Source organism: Aquibacillus salsiterrae (genome assembly GCF_028416595.1).
GTDB classification, from domain to species: Bacteria; Bacillota; Bacilli; order Bacillales; family Amphibacillaceae; genus Aquibacillus_A; species Aquibacillus_A salsiterrae.
This window is the reverse complement of record NZ_JAMQKC010000021.1, coordinates 42,977-49,517: the sequence shown is the minus strand read 5'-3', so window position 1 is coordinate 49,517 and position 6,541 is coordinate 42,977. Positions and strand designations below refer to the sequence as shown.

The window sequence follows — 6,541 nt, the reverse complement described above, 5'->3', positions numbered from 1 at the left end:
AGTGTGGCCGATCACCCTCTCAGGTCGGCTACGCATCGTTGCCTTGGTGAGCCGTTACCTCACCAACTAGCTAATGCGCCGCGGGCCCATCTGTAAGTGATAGCTTCGAAAAGCCATCTTTCAACTCGCATCCATGAGGATATAAGTATTATCCGGTATTAGCCCCGGTTTCCCGGAGTTATCCCAGTCTTACAGACAGGTTGCCCACGTGTTACTCACCCGTCCGCCGCTCGGTCCACTAGCGTCACCCCGAAGGGATCAACTAGTTTTACGCGCTCGACTTGCATGTATTAGGCACGCCGCCAGCGTTCGTCCTGAGCCAAGATCAAACTCTCCAATAAATGAATGAGTTGATTTACTCATAAACTTGACTAGCAATTGTATTTCTAATCCAGCTTCGGCTCCCAATAGCTAGCGTATAGTTAATCCATCATTTTGCACTTGAAGTTCGAAGTGCTACATGCTATATTATCTATCTGTACGCTATTAAACAGTCGCCTACACTTTTTCTTTAAACATACTGGTTGTTTTGTTCAGTTTTCAAAGATCAATTTCACTTTCGTCATCACTTCATCTTTCAGCGACATTCATTATCATATCACGCCACTTCGTAGAAGTCAACAACTTTTTAATTTCTTTTTTCTCAAATCGCCCTTCAAAAAGCGACCTCACAAATATAGCATGATAGACATCAACGTGTCAACCTATTTTTTATCATTTGTTTTTGGTGTGCTTTTTGCGACGGGTTTTAATATAGCATAGAAAACAAAGCAATGTCAACAACCAAATGAAACGTGAAGCAACTACTACCCCTGATTATTCATTAAACTAGTAGTTGCATCGCTATCCTATGCTTTCACTTGATATGTTCGATGGAATATATGGTTCCCCTTTGTCTCTACTAATATAACTTCAATAATGTTTTTTGTAGCTAAGTATTCGACCATTGAGCTTAAATCCACCGCATACGATTGGACTTTCGGATGAACCTTTAATTCACCAAAGCTCCATGGCTCATCTTTGGTTTTCATTACCTCTAGCAAATGCTGCGCACACGGTTTAGCACGAGAGTTTACCGCAAACTCAACTGCTAACAACATCAATTCAACACGTTTACTAGTTTCCTCTTCACTTTGAATAAGCTCTTCATATAGTTTATAAACCTCTGGGTCTATCCGTTTCACCTGACTCCAAACAATCACTTCTGGATGGAAGCCTTTTTCGATGATGGCGAGCCTTCCTAAATAATGAAGGGAGCGAAGCACTCTACTATATGCGTCCAAATATTGTTCTGTTTCAAAGAGGTCTCTTGATTCACTGTAACTACGAGTAAGTTTTGCGAATTCAATGGCCTTCTTCAACAATCTTTTTTCCTCAGGAAAGGTGCGCAACTCTTCTTTTAAGTTCGTAACATATTCGTTTCGGTCAAAGATAACCTTTCCGTTTACAATCCATTCAACCGCTCGCCGATATGTGCTTGTATCTATCCATTCTTTTAACAACTTTTCATCAACAATATGAAGAGCAGCTGTCTTCCCTTTAAATTCATAATGTTTTACGAACCAGTCTTTATCCGCATCAGACACAATAACGAGTAAAATAATATCGAAATTATCTGTTACTGGGCTAATCGGTTTATTTTTATCGATAAATAGAATTCCCAGTGTATTTGGATGGCTTGCTCGTTCCTGATAGATTGGACGTAGTAAATCTTCCATTTCCATTCCCCCGCAGCATACAATTTCTTGCCAAATCACTTTATACGATAGGAACTGACGACGACCAGACTCACTTCTAATCGTATAGTTCAACTAGCATGAGTATTACCTCACCCGATTCCCTTCATCTTTATCTTATGTTTTCTTTGCTTCGGGATTTATAAAATGATATGTAGATCAATATAAATGATTTAAAAACTATATTTCGATAAAGTCATTGAAAATCCTTTTTTCCTCTGTAATTTTTTATACCCTTTTTTAGACTAAGTTACTCGTCTTTTCTTATCTACCCCCATATACGACAAAATATGCTATACTACGTTTGAGCAAACAAGGAGGGTTCTTCAGTGTCCATCAATTACTCAAGTAAAATAAATAAAATACGTACATTTGCCCTCAGCTTAATTTTCATTGGCTTTGGGCTAATGTACGTTGGAATTATGGTTAAAACAACGGAGTGGCTAATGGTTATATTCTTTATTCTTGGACTTTTGAGCATCGTCTTTAGTACGGTGGTATACTTTTGGATTGGTATGCTCTCGACACGGGCAGTCCAAATTGTATGTCCATCCTGCCACCAGCCAACAAAAATGTTAGGACGAGTCGATGCTTGCATGCACTGTAAACAACCACTCACAATGGATAAGAATTTGGAAGGTAAAGAATTTGACGAGAAATACAATTCTAAGGAATTTCGAAACGAAACAAAGCATAAGTCATAGTCGAGCAAGCGCTGTCTACTAAGAAAAGCGGAAGCGCCTTGCTAGATTAAGGCAGGCATAAGACAAGCCCTGAGTGGCGGTCTTTGCCACAGAAAGGCTAGTCTTATGACCTCAGGCGGGCTAGGAAGCGGAGCTAGACAGCTCTTGTTTTTTCACTTTCTTATCTTGTAATAAAAAAACCCTCCAACCGTGATTACGCGGAAGAGGGTAATATACTTAGTGGTGTTGTAATTCTTTCTTGCAGTTAGGGCAAGTTCCGTAAATCTCCATTCGGTGATGACTTACTTGGAATCCTGTCACTTGCTCGGCCAAAGACTCAACCTCATCAAGACTTGGATAATGAAAGTCGACAATCTTCCCACACTCATCACAAATGATGTGATAGTGCTTCGATGTATTGCAGTCAAAACGACTAGAAGAATCTCCGTACGTTAATTCTCGAACTAATCCGATTTCACGAAATACCTTTAGGTTGTTATAAACCGTCGCAACACTCATATTTGGGAACTTCCCTTCGAGTGCTTTATAGATATCATCTGCGGTAGGGTGGATCTCTGCGTTTAAAAGAAATTCAAGTACCGCATGACGCTGTGGTGTGATTCTTACTCCAGATTCCTTTAATCGACTCACTGCCTCTTGAAGTTTTTCTTCTGTCACCGCCATGCACCTCGCTTTCCATGAAATAATAGGATTATCAAAAATTGCTTTCTATTTCAAACGGACAACTTTTCTATTAACTCTCATTTAGCTAAATTAGAAAAGTGATTTTCCATCATCTGGTACAATTATTACTTTATAATTCTTATAATTAGTGTAACCGCTTTGTAAACATTCTGTCAATAAAAGTATATTAAGTCTACTCCTATTTTATTCTATTTATCGACTTTTAACGGTAATTCTTCCGTTTTTGTCTGCTTGTTAATGTATCTAGCAGCAACAAACAACAAATCTGATAGGCGGTTTAAATAAGATAGCGGTAAATTTGAATTTAGTTCATCCTGCAGCGAGACTGCAGTTCGTTCTGCGCGCCTTACAATGGTTCGAGCAGAATGTAGTGCTGCTGCGGCAGGATGACCGGCTGGCAAGATGAAATGTTTAAGCTCTCGTAATTCTCTATCCCATTGATCGATTTGTTGCTCCAATTCCTGGATGTGTGTTTCAGTTAGCTTCCAGGCGACTTCTTTCTCTGGTGGTGTCGCAAACTCTGAACCGACATAGAAAAGAATCGTTTGGATCCTGTGCATAAACTCAATGAAAGCTTGTTTCGTATCCCAATCCTCTTGAACTAGATGACTCACCGCAAGCCCGATCATTGAATTTGCCTCATCACACGTACCATATGTCTCGACACGGATATGGTTTTTTGGTACCCGCTTCCCATATACTAATGAAGTTGTTCCTTTATCACCTGTTCGTGTATAAATCCGCAAGCTAATACCCCCTATCTATATCTATTTCATTAATAAAATTGCTCGAACCCTTGCTGTATTTCTTTAAATTTTCCCTAAAAATAGTAATTGCACGCGGAATATACATTGGTGAGTGGGATGACTTATGCGGTGTCATCGTTACTTTTTCATGTGTCCAAAACGGATGACCTTTTGGTAACGGCTCCGTTTCAAAAACATCAAGAACAGCGTGAGCAATTTGATTAGTATTAAGTGCAGACAAGAGCACGTCACTTGAAACAACATCGCCCCGCCCCATGTTAAGGAAAATGCTGTGACTCGGCATCGCTTTAAAATGGGCCAGTTGGAACAAGTATTTCGTTTCATTCGTACTTGGTAGTATCGAAACGATAAAGTCCGCGTGTTTTAGGGTCGTTATTAGTTCGTCCACCGGATATACTTCATCAAAATAATCCTTAGGTTCGCCATTCCTTGACACTCCAATTGTCTTGATTTGAAAAGCTTTGGCAATCCGAGCGAGTTCTTGACCTATTTCACCAGTGCCAACAATCGTCATCGTTTTACCAGTAATCTCATTTACTAAAATGTTGCGATTCCACGCTTGTTTTTTTTGATTTTCGTAAAAAATTGGTTGCTTATGATACAAATGTAAAAACATCGAAATAGCGTATTCAGCCATAGGAATTTTGTGGATCCCTTTAGCATTTGTGACAAGGATATTCCGCTCTTTTATCTCAGCAAACGGCATGAGATCCATTCCTGCGGAGATAACCATAATCCATTTTAGTTTGCTCATTTGCCGGATATGAAAAGGCGTGAGGTCTTCCCCATATGTAATCAGAATCTCTATATAAGGGTAGCGGTCACTTGCCTCATCTATCGATCGGTAAAATTCAAACGTTTGATCAGGAAAATCATTAATCAGACTTGCCCTCACCCCATCCGTTAATAACGCACTAGAAACAACTAACATCAAATCTCCTCCAATAAGGGAGCGGATGACGGCTCCACCGCTTCCAAGTCGTGGTCATTATTATCTATTAAACTCTACTATTATTTTAGGCATGATGAGGTTCTTTTGCCAAATCATATGTCGATTTCAGCTTTTATGACATGAGCAAGGCACCATGCGCAAGTTATTTAGAAAAAAATGGCACAAGCTGTCTGCTTGTGCCGAAGGTTATGATATATATTTAAAGAAGAGAGTTTAGGGTTCTTACTTACTATAATGTATTCAGATATCGCGTGCCCGTATGGTACCATGACCTACTTAAGCCGAATTTTCTGAATTTAGGCCTTTTAGTTCATCTAAAACACACTTCCCATCTTTACGAATCAACACATCATCAAAGTAAATTTCCCCACCATCGTATTCAGGACGCTGGATTAGCACCATGTCCCAGTGAACAGAGGATTTATTTCCATTATCCGCTTCCTCGTATGCCTGACTAGGGGTAAAATGAATGCTTTCATGTATTTTTTCATCAAACAAAATGTCACCCATTGGTTCAGACACTTTTGGGTTTAACCCAATCCCCGCTTAACTTAAGTGTTGGCGGATGTATTGTAGTGCTTCTTCCACGTGGCCGTCCACTTTGACGTTACGGAATTCTTTTTGCAGTACACCTTCCTTGTCAATAATGAAGGTAGACCGTTCAATTCCCATATACTCTTTGCCAAACTTCTTTTTCAATTTCCATACACCATATTGTTCGGCAAGTTTATGGTCGTCGTCTACGAGCAATTGGAATGGTAGGTCATGCTTATCAATAAATTTTTTGTGACTTTCCTCGGAATCTGGACTAACTCCTAAAATCACCGCATCGACATCAGCGAAGCTTTCGTGATTGTCACGAAAATCACACGCCTCTGTTGTACATCCTGGTGTAGCATCTTTTGGGTAGAAATAGAGTACAACGTTTTTCCCTTTTAAATCTGAAAGTTTAACTACTTCTCCATGATTATCGTTCCGTTCAAACTCCGGTACAGCTTTTCCAACTTCTACACTCATTATTTTCCCTCCATTCAGTCTCTACTTACAGATTATCCAAACTTTCATCAACTTACAAATAATCCACTTCACGTTCAGTCTCTTCTTCTTTATTATTTTTTTCAAACGATTGAAACCAAACTCTTAAGAAAAAGGCGGCAGGAAGAATATAGCCAATCATTGCTTCCGTTAGTGCCAGTAAGCGACCAAAACCAACCGGCGTAACATCCCCGTAGCCGACAGTCATTAATGTAACACCACTGAAATAAAGGGAGTGGGCTAACGTTTCCATTGCTGATTCCTTTTGCAGCACTCCCCCCTCAATTAATAACACACCGTGAAAGGATAAAATAAAATATAATAAACCGAAGCTGATCAATACGATAAAGTAAACAAGGATAAGTGTATAAAATAATTCGTACGAAAAATAACTTCGTTGATATGTTTTATGATGGATAAAAGAGTATAGACTCCATCCCATTAAACTAACAATCACGATTATTGAAACGATAGCTATGACCATCCCGTATCTCCTCCTCAGAAAGTAACCCTGACATTACAAGGCAGTTTGATCCAACCCATAGGTGACATGATAGGATTACCCGACACATGTTTAAACACTATATTGTAAAGGTATGGCATTTATACAAGCTTATGCACAGCTACATTTAAATGATGACCCGAAAAAGTGGTATAATGTTT

7 protein-coding genes, 1 rRNA gene and 1 pseudogene are annotated in these 6,541 nt (G+C 39.4%); 1 reads left to right on the top strand and 8 read right to left on the bottom strand.

All coding sequences use genetic code 11. From position 1 onward, the window contains the following. Together NC799_RS15160 and NC799_RS15155 are read right to left on the bottom strand one after the other, a co-directional pair. Window positions 1–341: ribosomal RNA gene (locus NC799_RS15160) — 16S ribosomal RNA — on the bottom strand; the annotation flags it as partial. Between the two features lie 507 nt (window positions 342–848). Then, complete coding sequence (locus tag NC799_RS15155) at window positions 849–1,718, bottom strand: nucleotidyltransferase-like protein (protein WP_272447281.1); 870 nt, start codon at window positions 1,716–1,718, stop codon at window positions 849–851. Between the two features lie 347 nt (window positions 1,719–2,065). Here NC799_RS15155 and NC799_RS15150 point away from each other — a divergent pair, with 347 nt between their 5' ends. Next, window positions 2,066–2,440 (top strand): YgzB family protein, encoded by a 375-nt coding sequence (locus tag NC799_RS15150; RefSeq protein WP_272447280.1) that lies wholly within the window; start codon window positions 2,066–2,068, stop codon window positions 2,438–2,440. A 216-nt stretch (window positions 2,441–2,656) separates the two neighbouring features. Here the strand turns inward: NC799_RS15150 and perR are convergent, their stop codons facing one another. From perR to NC799_RS15120, 6 genes and pseudogenes are all read right to left on the bottom strand, one after another. Further along, window positions 2,657–3,103: a peroxide-responsive transcriptional repressor PerR gene (perR, locus tag NC799_RS15145; RefSeq protein ID WP_417006694.1), complete on the bottom strand. Its 447-nt coding sequence runs from the start codon at window positions 3,101–3,103 to the stop codon at window positions 2,657–2,659. Window positions 3,104–3,312: 209 nt separating this feature from the next. Then, entirely contained in the window at window positions 3,313–3,870 is a 558-nt protein-coding gene (locus NC799_RS15140; protein WP_272447278.1) for a cob(I)yrinic acid a,c-diamide adenosyltransferase, read from the bottom strand. Between the two features lies 1 nt (window position 3,871). Then, on the bottom strand, window positions 3,872–4,822 hold the full coding sequence (locus NC799_RS15135) for a D-2-hydroxyacid dehydrogenase (protein ID WP_272447277.1): 951 nt from the start codon (window positions 4,820–4,822) through the stop codon (window positions 3,872–3,874). A gap of 297 nt (window positions 4,823–5,119) precedes the next feature. Beyond that, a pseudogene (locus NC799_RS15130) lies at window positions 5,120–5,383 on the bottom strand (aminopeptidase); the annotation flags it as partial. 6 nt (window positions 5,384–5,389) lie between these two features. Continuing rightward, window positions 5,390–5,860: a thioredoxin-dependent thiol peroxidase gene (gene bcp, locus NC799_RS15125; RefSeq protein WP_272447276.1), complete on the bottom strand. Its 471-nt coding sequence runs from the start codon at window positions 5,858–5,860 to the stop codon at window positions 5,390–5,392. A gap of 52 nt (window positions 5,861–5,912) precedes the next feature. After that, the gene (locus NC799_RS15120) at window positions 5,913–6,362 is read right to left on the bottom strand and encodes an ion channel (RefSeq protein WP_272447275.1); all 450 of its coding nucleotides are present in this window, start codon (window positions 6,360–6,362) and stop codon (window positions 5,913–5,915) included. Window positions 6,363–6,541 lie beyond the last annotated feature (179 nt).